An 18,180-nucleotide genomic window follows, 5' to 3' on the forward strand; every position below is an offset into this window, starting at 1 on the left:
ACGCGACACGCAGAACCGCACCCGCGTGTCGTTCGCCCATGAAATGGATGCGCTGGACAAGGGCTTCGCGACAGCCTGCATTGGCAGCTGTATACCCAGCACAGTGAAACCACCCAGATCACCGATGAGGACCGCGCCAACCGCAGCCGCCGCCACCGCGAGTTCAACTTCGACCAGCGCGTGTACGGCCTGCAGGCGCAGTTCAACAAGGCGTTCAGCACCGGCAGCGTCGAGCACGCGTTGACCTACGGCTTCGAGGGCGCGCGCACCGAGATCCGCCAGAAGCGCGACGGCTACCAGGTGCTGGCCAATGGCCAGACCAGCACCACCATCCTGCCCGACGCCTTCCGGTGCGCGATTTCCCGATCAGCAAGACCACCGAGCTGGGCCTGTACGCACAGGATGAAATGCGCATGGCCAACGGCAAGCTGTCGCTGGTGCCGGGCGTGCGCGTGGACCGCTACGAACTGAAGCCGGAGGTGGACAGCATCTTCGCCGAAGACAATCCGGCGTTGCGGTGGCGAAGCTGACCAAGACCAGCGTGTCGCCGAAGCTGGGCATGGTCTATCGCTTCACCGACGAATGGTCGCTGTTCGCGGGTTACTCGCATGGCTTCCGCTCGCCGCCGTACAACGACGTCAACCTGGGCTTCACCAACTTCGCCTTCGGTTACACCGCCATTCCCAATCCGGACCTGAAGCCGGAAACCAGTGACGGCATGGAGCTGGGCCTGCGCTTCCTGTCGCCGGCGGCCTACGTCAGCCTCAGCGGCTACTACAACGAGTACAAGGACTTCATCGAGTCGCAGTCGCTGGTCGGTACCAACGCCCAGGGCTGATGGTGTTCCAGTCGCGCAACATCGCCGATGCGCGCATCTACGGTGCCGAGATGAAGGCCGGCGTCGACTTCGGCCAGATCAGCCCGGCGCTGCAGGGCTGGGCGCTGCGCAGTTCGGTGGCGTGGTCGCGCGGTGACAACAAGACCGAAGACACGCCGCTGGATTCGGTCGACCCGCTGCGTGGCACCGTCGGCCTGATGTACGACACCGATACCTGGGGCGTCGAACTGGCCGGTACCTTCGTCAAGCGCAAGGACCGCGTCACTGCGGCCACGGTGTACCGCCCGGCCGGCTACGGCGTGGCCGACCTGATGGCGCACTGGAACTTCGCCCCGGGCGCGACCTTCAACGTCGGCGTGTTCAACCTGGGCGACAAGCGCTACATCGACTGGTCCAACGTGGGTTCGACGCTGTCGCCGACCAGCCGCGTGCTGGATCGCTATACCAGCCCGGGCCGCACCCTCTCCGCAAGCCTTGCCGTTTCCTGGTGACCTCATGAGCCGAGCCTTGTCCGCACGCAGGAACGACGCCATCGCCGCGCAGGCAGCGCGGCCTGGCCGACGCCGGCACAGCTGGCCACGCTCGGCACCGTGTTGTGCTGTACCGCGCTGACGGCAACGAGCTCGGTGGCTGGCGCAGGCAGTACGCGTGCATGCCTGCCAGGGCGTGGACAGCGAGGGCGTGCGCGAAAGCCTGTGTTTCCTCGATGCCCGCGGACGCTGCGTGTGGCGCCTGTACCTGCTGCCCGACAGCGATTTCCTGGCCTGGGACCGGCTGGTCGCGGCGTTGCCGCCGGGCCCAGAACATGACAGCGATGGCAGTGTCGGCGAACGCCTGTGGCGGCGCCTGGCCGGGCACCTCGGCGGCCAGCGCTGGCGCCTGTGCACGTTGCGCCTGCATGCCGCCGACGATGGCCGCACCCTCGCTGCAAGCCTGTCGACGTTGTCCTCGCTGGGCGCAGCCACCGCGCGTCGCATCGCGCGGCTGGAAGGTGCCGAAGGCGAGCTGGCGATCGACGACTGCTGCTGCGCCGACGCCGCGCGCCGGCCGGCGCCGCGGGTTCCCGGCGACCTGCCGCTGATCCGGCTGTGACCCTTTCCTGATGGAACGCCTGTCGGCCACGGACGGCCTCTCACTACATCTGCAACCCCGAAGGAAGACCCCGATGAAGTTCCAGACAGCCAGCGTCATGCTGCTGCTCGCCGCCAGCGGCGTGGCCAGCGCGCAGCCCTCCGACATCGCCCGCGACCATGACAGCATCCTTGCCATGCAGGGCGAGTACACCGTCGATTTCGCCTTCGACGAGACCGTGCTGCTCAAGCCCGGCTACGAGCGTGCGCCGGCGATGCGCAGCGGCGGCAACGAGCTGGTCATCGTGGTCGAGGACACCCCCAGGCGCATCGTGCTGCAGCACCTGCTGCTGGACGAGAAGAGCGGCCACATCACCAAGCACTGGCGCCAGGACTGGGTCTACGAAGCGCCGAACCGCTTCGAGTTCAGTGCCGACCAGACCTGGCAGGTGCGCAGCATCCCGGCAGCCGTGAACAAGGGCGCCTGGACCCAGTGCGTGTACGAAGTGAGCGATGCACCGCGCTACTGCGGCACCGGCACCTGGACCTACACCAACAACGTGCCGACCTGGACCAGCGACCTCAGCTGGCGCCCGTTGCCGCGTCGTGAATACACCAAGCGCAGCGACTACAACGCGCTGGCCGTGGTCAACCGCCACACGCTCACGCCCAATGGCTGGACCCACGAGCAGTTCAACACCAAGGTGCAGCGCAACGCCGACGGCAGCCAGGTGGAGATCGCCCGCGAGTTCGGCTTCAACGACTACGTGAAGACCACCGAGATCGACTTCACCCCCGCCCGCGACTACTGGAAGGCCACCGCCGGTTACTGGGCCAAGGTGCGCCAGCGCTGGGACGGCTTCCTCGGCCAGGCCCCGGGCGTGCACCTGAAGACCAAGCTCGACGGCATGGCGATGATCATCCCGCTGTTCACCCAGGCTGAAGAGATCCAGTCCGGCAAGAAGGTGAAGGACACGCAGATCGACGACGTGTTTGCCAAGTACGTTGAGAAGGCGCCGAAGGAAGGCTGATCGCCACGGCGCCGGCGGGTGCCGGGTTTGCTCGGCACCGCATCCACGCATGGCGTGGATCTACTGGCGGACCTCTGCTTTGGTAGGTGCCGAGCTTGCTCGGCACGCTCTTCGCCGGCGATTGCACGTGGCATCCATGCTTGCGGTTGCGTTACATGGCGCCTGATGCGTATTGCTTTGACGCAATTGGCCAAATTTCCTCGAAACCTCTGATCGTAGGTTGGGTGTGCGATAGGGTAGGTGGTTCATTCCACCCATGATCATGCCGGTCGATGAAACTCTCCGAGCTCTGCAGTCAACTGTTGTCCGGTGAAGCCTGCGACGACATCGACAGTTTCTATCTTGAAATCGACGACTTCGAGGAGGTGGAACTTGTCTCGCGCTTGAGTCGGATCGATGGAGTGCTGGAGCGCCTTGGGCCTCGATGGACATCGGCCTATCTGCTCAGTCTTTGCAGTCACGTCCTTTCAATCGTCCGCATTGCTGGCAAGGTGCGCGGTGGCACGGGCTCGGAGATGTTCCTCGCATTGAGCTTCAACGACTTCGAGTTGCACGCGCAAGAAGGCATCCTGCTTCCAAGCGTCTTCTACTATCCAGGCCCCGAGGGCCTTGCGTTCGGGAACCGCCGTCGGCACGAATCCAGCAGGGTGGCTTCGGCTGAGATCGACGTTGTGCGCTCCGTGTTCGAAGACGCTGGCATGCTCGCTGGCTTTCGCTTCTGCGAGAGCCGCGCTGATGGTCCCACAGGTCACGACGTGGTTCGTGTCTTTGCGATTCCATTATCCGAGAATGGGGTTCGCTGATGCTCGTGCAAGAGCGCCAGGCGTTCGAAACCTACCTGTCCGATCCGCAGGTCTATGATCGTCTCGAACAGCATTTCCTCGACGCGTTCACGGCTGGCATCCACGCGGCCAATTTGCGTGCTGAAGACTTCCGCAGCCCGCATTGCAACGTGTTCTTCGTCGATGGCACAAAAGACCGCGAAGCCAACCCCATTTTCTCCGCAAAGCATCTGACCAGCGGCAACATCGTCCGTAGCGTCATTTTCGAAAGTCACCCGTACTACACCGAAGTCCACAACCGGGTAGGGGATGACAATGCCAAGGACGAGATCTGCGTGTTCATATCGCTTTCGGGAATGCAGCGTGCGATGGATACGACCGTGGCTTGGGCGAAGCAGCAGGCGTTGTGAACCGCATCCACGCATGGCGTGGATCTACTGACCTTTGCCTCGCACTCAGGACGCCGGTCCACCCAGCGTGGTGAGGTCCACCCCGGCGTCCTGGAACGTACGCAGGGTGGCCTGCAGGCTCGCCTCGTCATCGCGCGTGCGGACGCCCATGATGGCGTCGCTGCAGCGCGCGCGGTCCGTGCTGCACGCCTGCGGGTCGGGCAGCAGCAGCGCGGTCTGCGCGACCAGGATCGCCATGTGCGCCACTTCCTTTCTCGGCGTTGGTTGCCCCCGGTAGAACCGGTCGAACTCCGCGCGCAGGTCGGCCAGCACCTCGGCATCACCACGCGCGTGCGCTGCATCGGCCGGAACCAGATAGGTCTGGCGGCCCTCATGGAAGGCGCGCACCTCATCGGCCAGTACCGTTTCCAGCACGAAGGCCTGTACCGGGTCCGGGACATGGCCCACCGCAGTGCGGGCACACGCGGGCAGCATCGCCAACAGCAGCGGCACGCCGACGAGAAGCGCGCGCAGGCAGAAGCCGTGTCTCATTGCTATTCCTTGAACATCAGAAACGCCGCCGCCACGATCAACCCGAACGCGGCGTAGTGGTTCCACTTCAGCGGCTGGCCCAGGTAGAACGCGGAGAACACCGCGAACACCAGCAGCGTGATCACTTCCTGCATGCCCTTCAGCTGCGGCGCCGAATACACCGCGCTGCCCAGCCGGTTGCCGGGCACCTGCAGGCAGTACTCGAAGAAGGCGATGCCCCAGCTGACCATGATGACCATCATCAGCGGCGCGCTCTTGTATTTCAGGTGGCCGTACCAGGCGAAGGTCATGAAGATGTTGCTGCCGAGCAGCAGCAACACCGGGTAGAGGTAAGCGGCGAACGACGTGCCGGGCATCCGGGCGATCTCGTGGGGGTGGGGCGCGCAGCATAGCGCTGGCGCCCCCCGATGCGTGTCACGGCCGCGTCAGGCCTCGCGCAGCGCCAGTGCCGGCGGCGTATGCAGGATCGCCCGCGTGCCCCACCAGCCGGCCAGCAGGCTCAACGCGATGCCGACCACGCCGCCCATCAGCAGGCCCGGCCACGGCGGCAGCAACGGCAGCTCGAACACTTTCTGCGAGACCGCCACGCCGATGGCCGCGGCGGCGCCCACCGCCAGCAACGCCGCCAGCGTGCCCAGCGCGCCGAACTCGACCAGCACCGCGCCGCGCAGCTGGCGCCGGGTCGCGCCCAGCGTGCGCAGCACCGCGCTGTCGTAGCGGCGTTCGCCGGCCGTGGCCTGCAGCGCGGCCAGCAGCACCAGCACGCCCGCCAGCAGGCTGAACACCATCACCAGCTGCACCGCCTGCGCCACCCGTTCCATCACATCGCGCACCTGCGAGATCACCGCGTCCACGTCCAGCAGCGACAGGTTCGGCTGCGCGCGTACCAGCTCGCCCAGTCCGGCCGCCTTGCCGGCCGGCAGATGGAACGCCGACAGCAGGTTGTGCGGGGTGTCGCCCACCGCATTCGGGTTAAGCAGCACGAAGAAGTTCGGCCGGAAGGTGTTCCAGTCGGCCTTGCGCACGCTGGTCACGGTGAATTCGCGTTCCTGCTCGCCCACTGCAATGCTGATGCGGTCGCCCGGGTACACGCCGTAGCGCTTGGCCCAGCCGATTTCCACCGACGCCTCTGCCGCGGTGCTGTCGGCCTTCCAGAAGGCGCCGTTGACCAGCGTGTTGGCGGGCGGGAAGGTGCTGCGCCAGCTGAAGTTCAACGGCCGGTTCTCGTCATCGTCGTCGCGCTGGGCCTCGCTGGACGCCGGCTGCCCGTTCTGTTCAGGCGAGCGGTCCACGCGCAGCGGCGGCTTGCCGTTGATCGCGATCAGGCGGCCGGTGGCCATCGGTTCGATGCTGGCGTCGCTGGCGCCCAGTCCACGCAGCGTGGCCAGCACGCTGTCGCGCTGCTCGGGCTGGATGTTGATCAGAAAGTAGTTGGGGGTATCCGCAGGCAGGCGCTCGCGCCACTGCTGCAGCAGGCCGGGGCCGGTCACTGCCAGCAGCAACAGCGCGCACAGCGACAGCGACAGCCCGACCAGCTGCATCACCGCCAGCAGCCGGCGCCGGGTCAGCGCGGCCAGGCCCAGCCGCCAGTTGCCATGCAGGCGGTGCTGCAGGCCGCGCAGCAGCTGCAGCAGCACGAAGCCGGCCCCACCGGCCGCCACCGCCAGTGCGGCCAGGCCGCCCAGCACCCACAGTGCCAGTTTCAGGTCGCCGGTGACCTGCACCGCCAGCAGCAGGCTGGCGGCCAACGCCGCCACATAGGCCAGCAACGAGGCCGGCGGCAGCGCGGCGAAGGAACGGTTGAGCACGCGCATCGGCGGCACCCCGCGCAGGCGCAGCAGCGGCGGCAGGCCGAAGCCGAACAGCAGCAACAGGCCGATGCCGGCGCCGGTCAGCGCAGGCATCGCTTCCGGCAGCGGCAGCCGCTGCGGCACCAGGCTGCCCAGCACCTGCACCAGGCCTTCCTGCGCGGCCATGCCCAGGCCGATGCCGAGCGCACAGGCCGGTACCGCCAGCATCAGCAACTGCAGCGCCAGGCCCAGCAGGATGTCGCGCTGGCGCGCGCCGAGGCAGCGCAGGATCGCCACCTGGTCGATGCGGCGCAGTGCGAAGCGGTTGGCCGCCAGCGCCGTGGCCACACCGGCCAGCAGCACGGCCAGCAGTGCACTCAGGCCGAGGAAGCGCCCGGCGAGGTCGAAGGCCTGGCGCACGCCACGCTGGGTGTCGTCCACGCTCAGCAGGCGCAGGCCTTTCACCTGCGGCAGCAGCCACTGGCGCAGCGCCGCGATCGGCTCCGCCGCGCCGGCGAACATCAGCCGGTAGTTGATGCGGCTGCCGGGGCCGAGCAGTCCCGTGCCTTCCACATCGGCGCGGTTGACCAGCAGGGTCGGCGAGAGCGTCAGCAGGTCGCCGCCGCTGTCCGGCTCGGCCTCGATGATGCCAGCGATGCGCAGCGTGCCGGCGCCGAATTCGAGGTCATCGCCGGCCTTCAGCCCCAGCCCCTGCAGCAGGCGTGGGTCGGCATAGGCCTGGCCCTTGGGCGGCATGCCGGCATCGGCGATCAATGCACCGCCGGGCGTGGCCCGTACCCGCAGCGTGCCGCGCAGCGGATAGCCCGCCTGCACGGCCTTGATGCTGGCCATCTGGCTGGCATCGCCGTTGAACAGCACGCTGCCGAAACTGGCGATACGGGTGTAGGCCAGTCCACGCCGTTGTGCCTCGTCGGCGAACGCCTGCGGCGGGTCGTCGCGGCCGGCAATGCCGAGGTCGCCGCCGAGCATTTCCGCCGCGCTGCCGGTCAGCGCCAGGTTGACCCGGTTCACCAGCGTGCCCACCGCGGTCATCACCGCCACGCCCAGCACCAGCGCGGCGAACACGGTCAGCAGGTCGCCGGCCAGGGCCTCGCGGCGCAGCGCGCGCCACGCGTGCCGCAGCACGTTCATGCCTGTGCCCCACGCTCGACCGGCAACAGGCGGCCGTCGTCGATGCGGTGGATGTACTGGCAGCGCTGGGCCAGGCGCAGGTCGTGGGTGACCAGCACCAGGGTGGTGCCGCTGCCGGCATTGAGCTCGAACAGCAGGTCGCTGATGTGCTGGCCGGTGGCGTGGTCCAGCGAGCCGGTCGGTTCGTCGGCGAACAGGATGCGCGGGCGGGTGACGAAGGCACGTGCCAACGCCACGCGCTGCTGCTCGCCGCCGGACAGCTGGCGCGGGTAGTGGCGGGCGCGATGGGCCAGGCCGACCTGCGCCAGCACCTCGTCCACCCGCGCGCGGTCCTCGCGCCCGGCCAGTTCCAGCGGCAGTGCGACGTTCTCGGCGGCGGTCAGTGCCGGCAGCAGGTGGAAGCTCTGGAACACGAAGCCGACTTCGCGCGCGCGCAGCTGGGCGCGCGCCTCTTCATCGAGATCGCCCAGATCCTGGCCGGACAGGGCGATGCGGCCGCGGCTGGGCAGGTCCAGCCCGGCCAGCAGGCCGAGCAGGGTGGTCTTGCCGGAACCGGAGGCGCCGACGATGGCCGCGCTGGTCCCTTCATGGACGGTCAGGGTGATGTTGTCCAGTATGTGGACTTCACCCTCCGGGCCCTGCACGGATTTGCCGACCTGGTCGACGGCGATGGCGACGGACGCGCTGCGGGGGGACAGGCTGTCGATGAGGAGACTCCAATGCGCAAGACGGGATGGAGCCGGCGAGCCGGCGCGATGATGGTGCTGCTGCTAGGGTTCCTGCTGCTGCCCGGGCTGGCCTGTGCCAAAGGTCCGGCCGGCACCGTGCTGGTGCTCGGCGACAGCCTCAGTGCTGCCCACAATATCCCTGTCGACGCCGGCTGGGTCAGCCTGCTGCAGCAGCGGGTCAGGCAGCAGTCGAAAACCCCGGCGCGCATCGTCAATGCCAGCATGAGCGGGGAAACCACTGCCGGCGCGCTGACCCGCCTGCCGGGCCTGCTGGCGAGGGAAAAGCCGACCGTGGTGGTGATCGCGCTGGGCGGCAATGACGCGCTGCGCGGGCTGACCCCGGCGCAGGTGCAGGGCAACCTGGAGAAGATGGTGCAGGCCAGCCAGAAGGCCGGTGCCAAGGTGCTGCTGCTGGGCATCGACGTACCGCCCAACTATGGGCCGGCGTATCGCCAGCGCCTGGCAGCGGCCTACAAGGCGCTGGCCACGCAGTACAAGGTGCCGCTGCTGCCGTTCCTGCTGGAGGGCGTGGCCCTGCAGCCGGGCATGATGCAGGCCGATGGCCTGCACCCCACGGCACAGGCGCAGCCGAAGGTGCTGGACAATGTCTGGCCGCTGCTCAGGCCGCTGCTCTGAATCGTTTTGATTTCCTCTTGACGGAACTTCACATCACGTCCACCGTCGATCCGGCATGTTTCACAAAGCTGAAGTTAGAGGGAATCACATGCGTCAGACGAAGGAGACTTCCGGCTTGGTGCTGGTGGTCGAAGACAACCGCAATATCTCCGAGATGATCGGGGAATACCTGGAAGGTCGCGGCTTCGAAGTCGACTATGCACAGGACGGCCTGGATGGCTACCGCCTCGCGGCGGAGAACAGCTATGACGTCGTGGTGCTCGACCTGATGTTGCCGCGCCTGGATGGCATCGAAGTATGCCGTCGCCTGCGCAACGATGCGCGCAAGTCCACACCGGTGCTGATGCTCACGGCACGCGACACCCTGGACGACAAGCTCACCGGCCTGGGTTTCGGCGCCGATGACTACCTGACCAAGCCGTTCGCGATCCAGGAGCTGGAAGCCCGCCTGCGCGCGCTGATCCGTCGCGAACGTCGCCAGGTCGGTTCGGAGGTGCTGAAGGTGGCCGATCTGGTGCTCGACCCGGTCAGCATGCGGGCGACCCGTGCCGGCACCGAGCTGCAGCTGTCGCCGATCGGCCTGCGCCTGCTGACCATCCTGATGCGCGAATCGCCGCGCGTGGTCACCCGCCAGGAGATCGAACGCGAGATCTGGGGCAACGGCCTGCCGGATTCGGACACCCTGCGCAGCCATCTGTACAACCTGCGCAAGATCATCGACAAGCCGTTCGACCGTCCGCTGCTGCACACCGTGCAGAGCGCCGGCTACCGCATTGCCGATATCGCCCAGCCGATGGCCTGATCGAGGCCCGTGCCGGTGCAGCTGCAGGCCCGGCCGGGCAACGGCCATGCACGGAGCAGGGGATGACCGGCCGGCGTTACCGCCGGTCATCGCCCGTGCACGACTACGGCGCAGTGCGCTGCCTATAATCGCAGCGCTCTGACCGGGACCCCGCAATGCCGCACGGCCTGCCGCGCAAGATCCGTATCGCCTTCATCCTGCAGGCAGTTCTGGCCAGCCTGGGCATCCTGCTCGGTGCCTGGCTGGTTTCGCTGGTGATCAAGCACAGCCTGGTCGGCGCGGCCCTGCGCGAGGAAGCGGCGTATTACTGGACGCTGCACGAGGCCTCGCCGGTGCAGCCGCCACCCAACACCCAGAACATCCGCGGCTACCTGCTGGAAAGCGGGCAGTCTGCGCTGTCGTTGCCGGCCAACCTGCGCAACCTGGAACCCGGTTTCCACGAACTGCCCAAGGATGACCAGCTGGTGCTGGTCGATGTGCGCCCGGCCGGCCGCCTGTACCTGGTATTCCTGCGTTCGCGCGCGGAGATGCTGGCCTTCTGGTTCGGCATCGTGCCGGTGCTGCTGACCTTGCTGGCGGTGTATGGCGCCAGCTGGGTCACCTACCGGGCCTCCAAGCGCCTTGTGTCGCCGGTGAACTGGCTGGCGCGGCGCGTCTCGCGCTGGGACCCTGGCCATCCGGAGGCGGCCGACCTGGAGCCGAACAAGCTGCCGGCGGACATGCAGGGCGAGACCCGGCAGCTGGCGGCCGCGCTGCATTCGCTGGCCAACCGGGTCAGCGCGCATGTGGCCCGCGAGCGCAACTTCACCCGTGATGCCAGCCACGAGCTGCGCACAGCCGTTGACCGTCATCCGCGTGGCCAGCGACATGGCCCTGGGCGATGAAACCCTGCAGCCGCGCCTGCGCCGCAGCCTGCAGCGCATCCAGCGTGCCGGCCGTGACATGGAGGCGGTGATCGATGCGTTCCTGATCCTGGCCCGCGAGGCCGACGTCGAACCGCAGATCGAGCTGTTCGACGTCAACGACATCGTCCGCTACGAGGTGGACAACGCCAACGAGCTGCTGGGCAACCGGCCGGTATCTGTGCACCTGCACAGCGAAGGCCCGGTGCAGCTGCACGCACCGCCGCGGGTGCTGCAGGTGGTGGTCAGCAACCTGGTGCGCAACGCCTGCAGCTACACCGACGAAGGGCGTATCGACGTGCACGTGCTCAATGACCGGGTGGTGGTGCGCGATACCGGCATCGGCATGTCCGCCGAGGCGCTGTCGCGCGCGTTCGAGCCGTTCTACCGCGCTGAGCCAAGCCGCCCGCAGGGCACCGGCCTGGGCCTGTCGATCGTGCGCCGGCTGTGCGACCGCTTCGGCTGGAAAGTCAGCCTGGCCAGCGAGCCGGGCAAGGGCACCGAAGCGACGGTGATCTTCCGGTAGAGGGCTTTGGCCGGGCTGCGCCCGGCACCCGCCGAGGCAACATCAATATCAAAAGCGGGCATTCCGAGGAGTGGCGGGGCGGCGTGGGTGTGCAGGACACGCCGTAAACCCATCCATGGGGGCTCGATGGCGCCATCCATGGCGCCAACGGTCCTGCACACCCACACCGCCCCGCCTTCGACAGTTCCCCGCGATCCGCAGTGGATCCACGCCATGCGTGGATGAATTCAGTAGATCCACGCCATGCGTGGATAGTGTTGCGGTAGCGCCGGGCCATGCCCGACGCACGCCTGCTTCAATCGCACTTCACCTTCGGCGCCAGCGCCCTGGTCCAGATCGCATACCCGGCCGGGGTCATGTGCAGCATGTCCTCGCGGAACAGCGTCGCGTCCGGCTGTCCATCGGCGCCGAGCATCGGCGTGTAGATGTCGGTGAAGCCGGTATTGGGCAGCTTGGCCAGTGCGGCCTTGATCAGCGTGTTGGCTTCGTTGATCGCCGGCAGCAGGTGCGCGCGCGACGGGCTCGGCTTGATCGACAGGTACTCCACCTTCGTCTTCGGCAGGTCGCGATGCACGCGCTGCACGAAGGCGACCACGTCGTCGCGCACCTGCACGGCGCTGCGGCCGCTGTTGAGGTCGTTGTCACCGGCGTAGAAGAACACCTTGCACGGCGCATAGGGCACCACGATGCGGTCTGCATACCAGGTGCTGTCGCGCACTTCCGAACCGCCGAAGCCGCGGTTGAACACCGGCTGGCCGGGGAAGTCGGTGGCCAGGTTCTCCCAGAAGCGGATCGATGAGCTGCCGATGAACTCGATGCCACCGCGCGGCGGCGGGTTGGACTGGTCGGCGCTGGCGAAGCGGGCCATGTCGCCGGCCCAGGCCACGTTGGATACCTGTTCGGGCACCTGCGGCGGCTTGGCCGGGCTCAGGGCCTGGGCCAACGGTGCGGCAGTCAGCAGGCCCAGCATCAGCAGGCAGGTACGGCGACGGGACATCAGGCGCTCCAGCAGGCAAGGGGGGCTTCCATCATAGGAGCACGGCCCAGCCCGGCGCTTGCCCCTGGCAGGCCGTTCAGCGGGCCGGTGCGGGGTGCGGTTGGCGGCCTTGTGGCAAAATGGCGGCCATCTGCCTATTCCTGTGCACCCATGATTCCCTGCCGTGCGTCTGAGCGGTCGCTGCGCCGCGCCCCTGTTGCTGGATGTTCCACCCGTGGCTGATCAGTTCGGCCACATGCCCCGCGGCCCGCGCCGCATCTTCCAGGCCGCCCGCTGGTCCTGGCAGGGCCTGCGCGCCGCCTGGCTGCACGAGTCCTCGTTCCGGCTGGAGGTGTACCTGCTGGTGATGCTGACTCCGGTCGCGATCTGGCTGGGCCAGACCCCGGTCGAACGCGCGCTGCTGATCGGCTCGATGCTGCTGGTGCTGGCGATGGAGCTGGCCAACTCGGCCATCGAAGCGGTGATCGAACGCTACGGCAGCGAGATCCACGAGCTGGCCGGCCGCGCCAAGGACATGGGCTCGGCGGCGGTGTTCGTGCTGATGATGAACGTGCTGCTGTGCTGGGCGCTGGTCGTGGTTCCGCACGCGCTGGCCGGCAACTACGGCTGAAACCCCATTCCCCCACTGCCTTGAAGAGTTTCCATGTCCTTTGAGTTCCTCGCCGACCCCAATGCCTGGGTGACCCTGTTCACCCTCAGTGCGCTGGAAATCGTGCTCGGCATCGACAACCTGGTGTTCATTTCCATCGCGGTCAGCAAGCTGCCGGAAGAGCGTCGCCCGTTCGCACGCAAGCTCGGCATCGCGGTGGCCTGCATCACCCGCATCGGCCTGCTGGTGTCGCTGGCTTACCTGGCGCACATGGCGGCCAACCTGTTCACCGTGGCCGGCATGGGCATTTCGATCCGCGACCTGGTGCTGATCGTCGGTGGCCTGTTCCTGATCATCAAGGGCTGCATGGAGATCAAGGAACTGATCAGCGGTGGCGAGGACGAAGATCCCAGCACCACCAAGGCCTCGGCCGTGTTCGGCTACGTGATCGCGCAGATCGCGGTGATCGACATCGTGTTCTCGCTGGACTCGGTGATCACCGCCGTCGGCATCGCCGACCACATCCCGGTGATGGTCGCCGCCATCCTGCTGTCGGTGCTGGTGATGCTGCTGGCCGCCAACCCGCTGGGCCGCTTCATCGACGCCAACCCGACCGTGAAGATGCTGGCCCTGGCCTTCATCCTGATGATCGGTGCGGTGCTGATCCTGGACGGCCTGGACGTGCACGTGCCCAAGCCCTACATCTACGCCGCGATGGGCTTCTCGGTGCTGGTGGAGTGGCTGAACCTGCTGATGCGCCGCCGCGCCCGCGAACACAACGTGCCGGGCGCCGGCAACTGGTAAGCGCGCCACTGGCACGTGTGTCACCCAGAACCCCCGGCCTGGCCGGGGGTTCTGCGTTGTGGGGCCCGGTTCTACAACGGCACTGCGGTTTTTGCACTTGTAGCGGGGTTCCGGCCTCCACTTGTGAACCAGGATCAACAGTGTTTTCCCGGGGCGAGGCTTAATCCGGTGTGGCAAAGCGCGCAGGCTACGCACTCCCGATTCCCGCCCCCCAGGAAACCTTCATGAATTCCAGAGCCGCCTTGCTGGCGCTTGCCGTCGGCGCCTTCGCCATCGGTACCACCGAGTTTGCCCCGATGGGCCTGCTGCCGGTCATCGCCGACGGCGTGGGTGTCGGCATTCCCACCGCCGGCATGCTGATCACTGCCTACGCCGTGGGCGTGATGCTGGGCGCACCGGTGATGACCCTGCTGATGGGCCGTTTCGGCAAGCGCACCGCGCTGATGCTGCTGATGTCGATCTTCGTGGTCGGCAACCTGCTGTCGGCGCTGGCCCCGAACTACGGGCTGCTGTTGTTGTCGCGCCTGGTCACCAGCCTCAACCACGGTGCCTTCTTCGGCATCGGTGCGGTGGTCGCCGCCAGCCTGGTGCCGAAGGAAAAGCAGGCCGCAGCCGTGGCCACCATGTTCATGGGCCTGACCATCGCCAACATCGGCGGTGTACCGCTGGCCACCTGGGTGGGCCAGCAGCTCGGCTGGCGCCTGTCCTTCGCCGGTACGGCGGCGCTGGGCCTGGTCGCGATCACCGCGCTGGGCTTTGCGCTGCCGGCGTCCGCACCGGGGCCGCGCCCGGACGTGCGCCGCGAACTGAAGGCGATCCTGCAACCGCCGGTGCTGCTGGCGATGGCCACCACCGTGCTCGGCGCCGGTGCCATGTTCACCCTTTACACCTACGTAGCGCCGGTGCTGACCGAACTGACCGGTGCCTCCAACGGCTTCATCGCGATGTCGCTGGCACTGATCGGTATCGGCTTCACCCTCGGCAACGGCATCGGTGGGCGCATGGCCGACTGGTCGCTGGATGGCGCCACACGGATCCTGCTGGCCGTCCTGGCGGTGCTGATGTTCGTGCTGCCGTTGGCCTTCATGAGCCACGCCACCGCGGCGCTCGGTGTACTGCTGTTCGGCGCGGCGACCTTCGCCCTCGTACCGCCGCTGCAGATCCGGGTGATGCAGGCGGCCAGCGAGGCGCCGGGCCTGGCGTCGTCGATCAACGTCGGTGCGTTCAACCTGGGCAATGCCGTGGGTGCGGCGCTGGGCGGTGCGGTGATCAGCTCGGGCCTGGGCTACGCCGCGATTCCGGTGGCCGGTGGCCTGCTGGCGGCGTCCGGGTTGCTGCTGGCGTGGCTGGGGCGTCCTCGCACTGCGGTGGCTGAAGCCTGCTGAGGGGGGAGGGTTTCCGGCAGGGCTTGCAGCCCTGCACCCGCCGAGGCCACTGCAACAGCAAGAGCGTGCATTCCGTGGGATGGCGGGGTGGGTCAGTTTGCGGGGGACGCCGCAAGTACGTCCGTGTAGGCTCGGTCGCGCCATCCATGGCGCTCACGCCCCCGCAAACTGACCCACCCCGCCTTCGACAGTTTCCCGCGGTCTGCCGGAACGGCGTCCTGCTCCGGTAGGTGTCGACCTTGGTCGACACGAATGCCTGAAGAACCGGCTTTTGCTTTTGATTTTTTCTTTTGATCTTCCCGCGGTGCGCAGGAAACCGTATGAGGCCGGGCGGGTGGGCGTGGCGGGGGTATCCGCGCCATGGATGGCGCGGCTAAGCCTCCAGGGACGGATTCACGGCGTCCCCCGCCATGCCCACCCGCCCGGACTACTCAGGCGATTCGTGGGCATGGCCACCGCGGAGGGGGCGGCGCCCGATGGCCGGTCTTTCACCCGAACCATGGCATGCTCGGCGCCAAGCCCACCCGGAACCTCCGCCATGCGCCTGTTCACCCGCGTCCTGCCCCTGATGCTGTTGGCCTCCCTGCTGTCCGGCTGCGGCTACAACGCCATCCAGCAGAAGGATGAAGCGGTCAAGGCCAGCTGGTCGGAGGTCATCAACCAGTACAAGCGCCGCGCCGACCTGGTGCCCAACCTGGTGCAGACCGTGAAGGGCTTCGCCAGCCAGGAAGAGCGCGTGCTGACCGAAGTCACCAATGCCCGTTCGCGTGTCGGCCAGATCAACGTCAACGCCGACGACGAAGCCTCGCTCAAGCAGTTCCAGCAGGCCCAGGGTGAACTCGGCAGCGCGCTGTCGCGGCTGCTGGTGGTCAGCGAGAACTATCCGCAGCTGAAGTCCGACCAGAACTTCCGCGACCTGCAGGCGCAGCTGGAAGGCACCGAGAACCGCGTCACCGTCGCGCGCGGCCGCTACATCCAGCAGGTGCAGGACTACAACACCTACATCCGCTCGTTCCCGCAGGTGATCACCGCCAAGATCTTCGGTTACAAGACCAAGCCGAACTTCACCGTGGACAACGAAGCGCAGATCTCCAATGCGCCGGCGGTCGATTTCGGCAACGCGCCGCAGCAGCAGCCGGCACCGCAGCCGGGCCACTGACCGATGCGCCTGGCCACTGCGCTGCTGGCCCTGCTGCTGTGGCTGCCGCTGGCGTCGCAGGCGCAGCAGCTGGCGCCGATTCCGGCGCTGGATTCGCCGGTGGTCGACACCACCGGCACGCTGGACGCCACGCAGAAGCAGGCGCTGGTGCAGCAGGCGACTGACCTGCAGCAGCGCAAGGGCAGCCAGCTGCAGGTGCTGGTGGTGCCGACCACCCAGCCGGAGGACATCGCGCAGTACACCACGCGGGTCTTCGACCAATGGCAGATCGGCCGCAAGGGCGTGGATGACGGCGTGCTGCTGGTGGTGGCCAAGGATGACCGGCGCGTGCGCATCGAGCCGGGCTATGGTCTTGAAGGCGCCATCCCCGATGCCATCGCCAACCGGGTCATCCAGGAATACCTGGTGCCGCGTTTCCGCAGTGGCGACTACGCCGGCGGCATCACCGATGCCACGGCGGTGCTGGTCAAGCTGATCGACGGCGAAACGCTGCCGGCACCGGTCAGCGGCCATCGCGGGCGGGAACCCGGCGGTGGTGGCGATACCTGGTTCCTGGCGCTGTTCATCGGCGTGTTCGCCGGCAGCATCCTGCGCGGCGTGTTCTCGCGCGTGCCACGTCCGCTGCGCGGCCTGCTCGGCGGTGCGGGTGCGGCGCTGGCGGCGTTCCTGTTCACCTCCACGCTGCTGGCCAGTGGCCTGGCCGGCATCGTCGGCCTGATCGTGGCGATGCTCTCTGGCCACCCGGGCCGTTTCGCCGGTGGCGGCGGCTGGGGCGGCGGCAGCTGGGGCGGGGGAGGCGGTTTCGGCGGCGGCGGTGGATTCGGTGGTGGTGGCTGGGGCGGCGGTGGTGGCCGTTCCGGCGGCGGCGGTGCTTCGGGAGGCTGGTGATGATCCAACGTCTGTGTCGCCACGTGTTTTCGCCATCGGTGCGGCGCGCGTTCCCACCCGCCACGCTGCAGGCGATCACCGAGGCCATCGCGGCCGGTGAGCAGCGCCATGGCGGGCAGGTGATGTTCGCAGTGGAAGCGGACCTGCCGCTGGGTGCGCTGTGGCACAGGGTGACCCCGCGCCAGGCCGCCGAGCATGCCTTCGCGCGCCTGCGCACCTGGGATACCACCCACAACAACGGTGTACTGATCTACCTGCTGCTGGCCGATCACGCGATCGAGATCGTCGCCGACCGTGGCCTGCACGGCCGGGTCAGCCAGGCGCAGTGGCAGCGGGTCTGCACCCACCTGCGCGAGGGGCTGCGCGGGCCGAACCCGGTCGAGGCGCTGCGTGGGGCCATCGAAGAGGTCTCGACCCTGGTGGAGGGGCACTTTCCGGCCTCGATGCGGTCGGACGATGACGGCCTGCCCAACACGCCCCAGCTCCTTGGTTGAGCCGGGGCCGCACTGGCCCGAGAATAGGCGTTCAACCGCAAGGCACCTTCCATGATCTATTTCCACGACATCGACCCCATCGCCCTCTCGCTGGGGCCGATCAAGGTGCATTGGTACGGCATCATGTACCTGCTCGGCTTCACTGCGGCCTGGCTGCTGGGCCGCAAGCGCATCGCCGACGGGCGCCTGCCGGGCGTCGATGCCAACGGCTTCTCCGACCTGCTGTTCTACGCCATGCTCGGCGTGGTGCTGGGCGGGCGCATCGGCTACATGCTGTTCTACGCGCTGGGCGATTTCCTGCACAACCCGCTGCTGCTGTTCAAGGTATGGGACGGCGGCATGAGCTTCCACGGCGGCCTGCTGGGCGTGATCGCCGCCTGTTGGTGGTGGTCGCGCAAGCACAAGCTGCATTTCTTCGACACCATGGATTTCATGGCGCCGCTGGTGCCGCTGGGCCTGGGCTTCGGCCGTATCGGCAACTTCATCGGTGCCGAGCTGTGGGGCAAGTACACCGACGGTACCTGGGGCGTGGTGTTCCCGTCCGGCCTGCCGGCCCCGCTGAACCAGCTCGACCACGCAACGCTGCAGGCGCAGTTCGCGACCGGCGCGCTGAATCAGTTCGCCCGCCATCCCTCCCAGCTGTATGAAGCGTTCCTGGAAGGCCTG

The 18,180-nt window shown here is 67.6% G+C and carries 21 protein-coding genes and 2 pseudogenes; 17 read left to right on the forward strand and 6 right to left on the reverse strand.

Features of this window, described 5'->3' with window-relative positions:
• On the reverse strand, positions 1-237 hold a 237-nt coding region (locus AB1281_RS00335), incomplete at its 3' end, for a hypothetical protein (protein WP_430344798.1).
• Between the two features lie 113 nt (positions 238-350).
• Here AB1281_RS00335 and AB1281_RS00340 point away from each other — a divergent pair.
• The 7 genes and pseudogenes from AB1281_RS00340 (at position 351) to AB1281_RS00370 (ending at position 4,131) form a co-directional block, all read left to right on the forward strand.
• Positions 351-530 (forward strand): TonB-dependent receptor domain-containing protein, encoded by a 180-nt coding sequence (locus tag AB1281_RS00340; RefSeq protein WP_430344799.1) that lies wholly within the window; start codon positions 351-353, stop codon positions 528-530.
• Entirely contained in the window at positions 518-838 is a 321-nt protein-coding gene (locus AB1281_RS00345; protein ID WP_430344800.1) for a TonB-dependent receptor, read from the forward strand. Before AB1281_RS00340 ends, AB1281_RS00345 begins: the two co-directional genes overlap by 13 nt.
• On the forward strand, positions 838-1,329 hold the full coding sequence (locus tag AB1281_RS00350; protein WP_430344801.1) for a TonB-dependent receptor domain-containing protein: 492 nt from the start codon (positions 838-840) through the stop codon (positions 1,327-1,329). The genes AB1281_RS00345 and AB1281_RS00350 overlap by 1 nt, the downstream gene beginning before the upstream one ends.
• Before the next feature lie 4 nt (positions 1,330-1,333).
• A pseudogene (locus AB1281_RS00355) lies at positions 1,334-1,930 on the forward strand (Hemin transport protein).
• A gap of 73 nt (positions 1,931-2,003) precedes the next feature.
• Positions 2,004-2,939 (forward strand): DUF6607 family protein, encoded by a 936-nt coding sequence (locus AB1281_RS00360; protein ID WP_430344802.1) that lies wholly within the window; start codon positions 2,004-2,006, stop codon positions 2,937-2,939.
• A gap of 272 nt (positions 2,940-3,211) precedes the next feature.
• The gene (locus AB1281_RS00365) at positions 3,212-3,742 is read left to right on the forward strand and encodes a hypothetical protein (RefSeq protein ID WP_430344803.1); all 531 of its coding nucleotides are present in this window, start codon (positions 3,212-3,214) and stop codon (positions 3,740-3,742) included.
• Positions 3,742-4,131 carry a hypothetical protein gene (locus AB1281_RS00370; protein WP_430344804.1) on the forward strand — a complete coding sequence of 130 codons (390 nt, stop codon included), beginning with the start codon at positions 3,742-3,744 and terminating at the stop codon, positions 4,129-4,131. Before AB1281_RS00365 ends, AB1281_RS00370 begins: the two co-directional genes overlap by 1 nt.
• Before the next feature lie 45 nt (positions 4,132-4,176).
• Here the strand turns inward: AB1281_RS00370 and AB1281_RS00375 are convergent, their stop codons facing one another.
• From AB1281_RS00375 to AB1281_RS00390, 4 genes are all read right to left on the reverse strand, one after another.
• The gene (locus AB1281_RS00375) at positions 4,177-4,662 is read right to left on the reverse strand and encodes a hypothetical protein (RefSeq protein WP_430344805.1); all 486 of its coding nucleotides are present in this window, start codon (positions 4,660-4,662) and stop codon (positions 4,177-4,179) included.
• 2 nt (positions 4,663-4,664) lie between these two features.
• Positions 4,665-5,018, reverse strand: coding sequence for a DMT family protein (locus AB1281_RS00380; RefSeq protein ID WP_138953239.1), 354 nt, complete (start codon positions 5,016-5,018; stop codon positions 4,665-4,667).
• A gap of 69 nt (positions 5,019-5,087) precedes the next feature.
• Entirely contained in the window at positions 5,088-7,604 is a 2,517-nt protein-coding gene (locus AB1281_RS00385) for an ABC transporter permease (protein WP_430344806.1), read from the reverse strand.
• Positions 7,601-8,248: an ABC transporter ATP-binding protein gene (locus AB1281_RS00390; protein ID WP_014036021.1), complete on the reverse strand. Its 648-nt coding sequence runs from the start codon at positions 8,246-8,248 to the stop codon at positions 7,601-7,603. Before AB1281_RS00390 ends, AB1281_RS00385 begins: the two co-directional genes overlap by 4 nt.
• Positions 8,249-8,323: 75 nt before the next feature.
• Between AB1281_RS00390 and AB1281_RS00395 the strand changes: the two genes are divergently transcribed.
• The 3 genes and pseudogenes from AB1281_RS00395 to AB1281_RS00405 all read left to right on the forward strand — a co-directional run bounded on the left by AB1281_RS00395 (position 8,324) and on the right by AB1281_RS00405 (position 11,198).
• Positions 8,324-8,968, forward strand: a complete 645-nt coding sequence (locus AB1281_RS00395) for an arylesterase (RefSeq protein ID WP_430344807.1) — start codon at positions 8,324-8,326, stop codon at positions 8,966-8,968.
• Between the two features lie 88 nt (positions 8,969-9,056).
• Positions 9,057-9,770 carry a response regulator transcription factor gene (locus AB1281_RS00400; protein WP_002811889.1) on the forward strand — a complete coding sequence of 238 codons (714 nt, stop codon included), beginning with the start codon at positions 9,057-9,059 and terminating at the stop codon, positions 9,768-9,770.
• Positions 9,771-9,925: 155 nt separating this feature from the next.
• Positions 9,926-11,198 (forward strand): annotated as a pseudogene (locus AB1281_RS00405) (sensor histidine kinase).
• A 295-nt stretch (positions 11,199-11,493) separates the two neighbouring features.
• Here AB1281_RS00405 and AB1281_RS00410 read toward each other — a convergent pair.
• Entirely contained in the window at positions 11,494-12,195 is a 702-nt protein-coding gene (locus AB1281_RS00410) for an SGNH/GDSL hydrolase family protein (protein ID WP_430344808.1), read from the reverse strand.
• A gap of 214 nt (positions 12,196-12,409) precedes the next feature.
• Here AB1281_RS00410 and AB1281_RS00415 point away from each other — a divergent pair, with 214 nt between their 5' ends.
• The 7 genes from AB1281_RS00415 to lgt all read left to right on the forward strand — a co-directional run.
• Entirely contained in the window at positions 12,410-12,805 is a 396-nt protein-coding gene (locus AB1281_RS00415; protein ID WP_049443619.1) for a diacylglycerol kinase, read from the forward strand.
• A gap of 33 nt (positions 12,806-12,838) precedes the next feature.
• Entirely contained in the window at positions 12,839-13,588 is a 750-nt protein-coding gene (locus AB1281_RS00420; RefSeq protein WP_005408127.1) for a TerC family protein, read from the forward strand.
• 224 nt (positions 13,589-13,812) lie between these two features.
• Positions 13,813-14,973, forward strand: coding sequence for an MFS transporter (locus AB1281_RS00425; protein ID WP_430344809.1), 1,161 nt, complete (start codon positions 13,813-13,815; stop codon positions 14,971-14,973).
• A gap of 538 nt (positions 14,974-15,511) precedes the next feature.
• A complete protein-coding gene (locus AB1281_RS00430) occupies positions 15,512-16,132 on the forward strand; it encodes a LemA family protein (RefSeq protein WP_014036028.1) in 621 nt (206 codons plus the stop codon).
• Positions 16,133-16,135: 3 nt separating this feature from the next.
• Positions 16,136-17,020, forward strand: coding sequence for a TPM domain-containing protein (locus tag AB1281_RS00435; protein ID WP_430344810.1), 885 nt, complete (start codon positions 16,136-16,138; stop codon positions 17,018-17,020).
• A complete protein-coding gene (locus tag AB1281_RS00440; RefSeq protein WP_430344811.1) occupies positions 17,020-17,514 on the forward strand; it encodes a TPM domain-containing protein in 495 nt (164 codons plus the stop codon). Before AB1281_RS00435 ends, AB1281_RS00440 begins: the two co-directional genes overlap by 1 nt.
• 51 nt (positions 17,515-17,565) lie before the next feature.
• Positions 17,566-18,180 (forward strand): prolipoprotein diacylglyceryl transferase (lgt, locus tag AB1281_RS00445; protein ID WP_430344812.1); only part of this gene is annotated, 615 nt, incomplete at its 3' end.

Source organism: Stenotrophomonas sp. NRRL B-14846 (assembly GCF_050473585.1).
Classification (GTDB): domain Bacteria; phylum Pseudomonadota; class Gammaproteobacteria; order Xanthomonadales; family Xanthomonadaceae; genus Stenotrophomonas.

Excerpts from the sequence above, each read along its gene's own strand:
- AB1281_RS00350 (WP_430344801.1), top strand. The coding sequence starts at position 838 with ATGGTGTTCCAGTCGCGCAACATCGCCGATGCGCGCATCTACGGTGCC.
- AB1281_RS00360 (WP_430344802.1), top strand. The coding sequence starts at position 2,004 with ATGAAGTTCCAGACAGCCAGCGTCATGCTGCTGCTCGCCGCCAGCGGC.
- AB1281_RS00365 (WP_430344803.1), top strand. The coding sequence starts at position 3,212 with ATGAAACTCTCCGAGCTCTGCAGTCAACTGTTGTCCGGTGAAGCCTGC.
- AB1281_RS00370 (WP_430344804.1), top strand. The coding sequence starts at position 3,742 with ATGCTCGTGCAAGAGCGCCAGGCGTTCGAAACCTACCTGTCCGATCCG.
- AB1281_RS00375 (WP_430344805.1), bottom strand. The coding sequence starts at position 4,662 with ATGAGACACGGCTTCTGCCTGCGCGCGCTTCTCGTCGGCGTGCCGCTG.
- AB1281_RS00380 (WP_138953239.1), bottom strand. The coding sequence starts at position 5,018 with ATGCCCGGCACGTCGTTCGCCGCTTACCTCTACCCGGTGTTGCTGCTG.
- AB1281_RS00385 (WP_430344806.1), bottom strand. The coding sequence starts at position 7,604 with ATGAACGTGCTGCGGCACGCGTGGCGCGCGCTGCGCCGCGAGGCCCTG.
- AB1281_RS00395 (WP_430344807.1), top strand. The coding sequence starts at position 8,324 with ATGCGCAAGACGGGATGGAGCCGGCGAGCCGGCGCGATGATGGTGCTG.
- AB1281_RS00400 (WP_002811889.1), top strand. The coding sequence starts at position 9,057 with ATGCGTCAGACGAAGGAGACTTCCGGCTTGGTGCTGGTGGTCGAAGAC.
- AB1281_RS00410 (WP_430344808.1), bottom strand. The coding sequence starts at position 12,195 with ATGTCCCGTCGCCGTACCTGCCTGCTGATGCTGGGCCTGCTGACTGCC.
- AB1281_RS00420 (WP_005408127.1), top strand. The coding sequence starts at position 12,839 with ATGTCCTTTGAGTTCCTCGCCGACCCCAATGCCTGGGTGACCCTGTTC.
- AB1281_RS00425 (WP_430344809.1), top strand. The coding sequence starts at position 13,813 with ATGAATTCCAGAGCCGCCTTGCTGGCGCTTGCCGTCGGCGCCTTCGCC.
- AB1281_RS00430 (WP_014036028.1), top strand. The coding sequence starts at position 15,512 with ATGCGCCTGTTCACCCGCGTCCTGCCCCTGATGCTGTTGGCCTCCCTG.
- AB1281_RS00435 (WP_430344810.1), top strand. The coding sequence starts at position 16,136 with ATGCGCCTGGCCACTGCGCTGCTGGCCCTGCTGCTGTGGCTGCCGCTG.
- AB1281_RS00440 (WP_430344811.1), top strand. The coding sequence starts at position 17,020 with ATGATCCAACGTCTGTGTCGCCACGTGTTTTCGCCATCGGTGCGGCGC.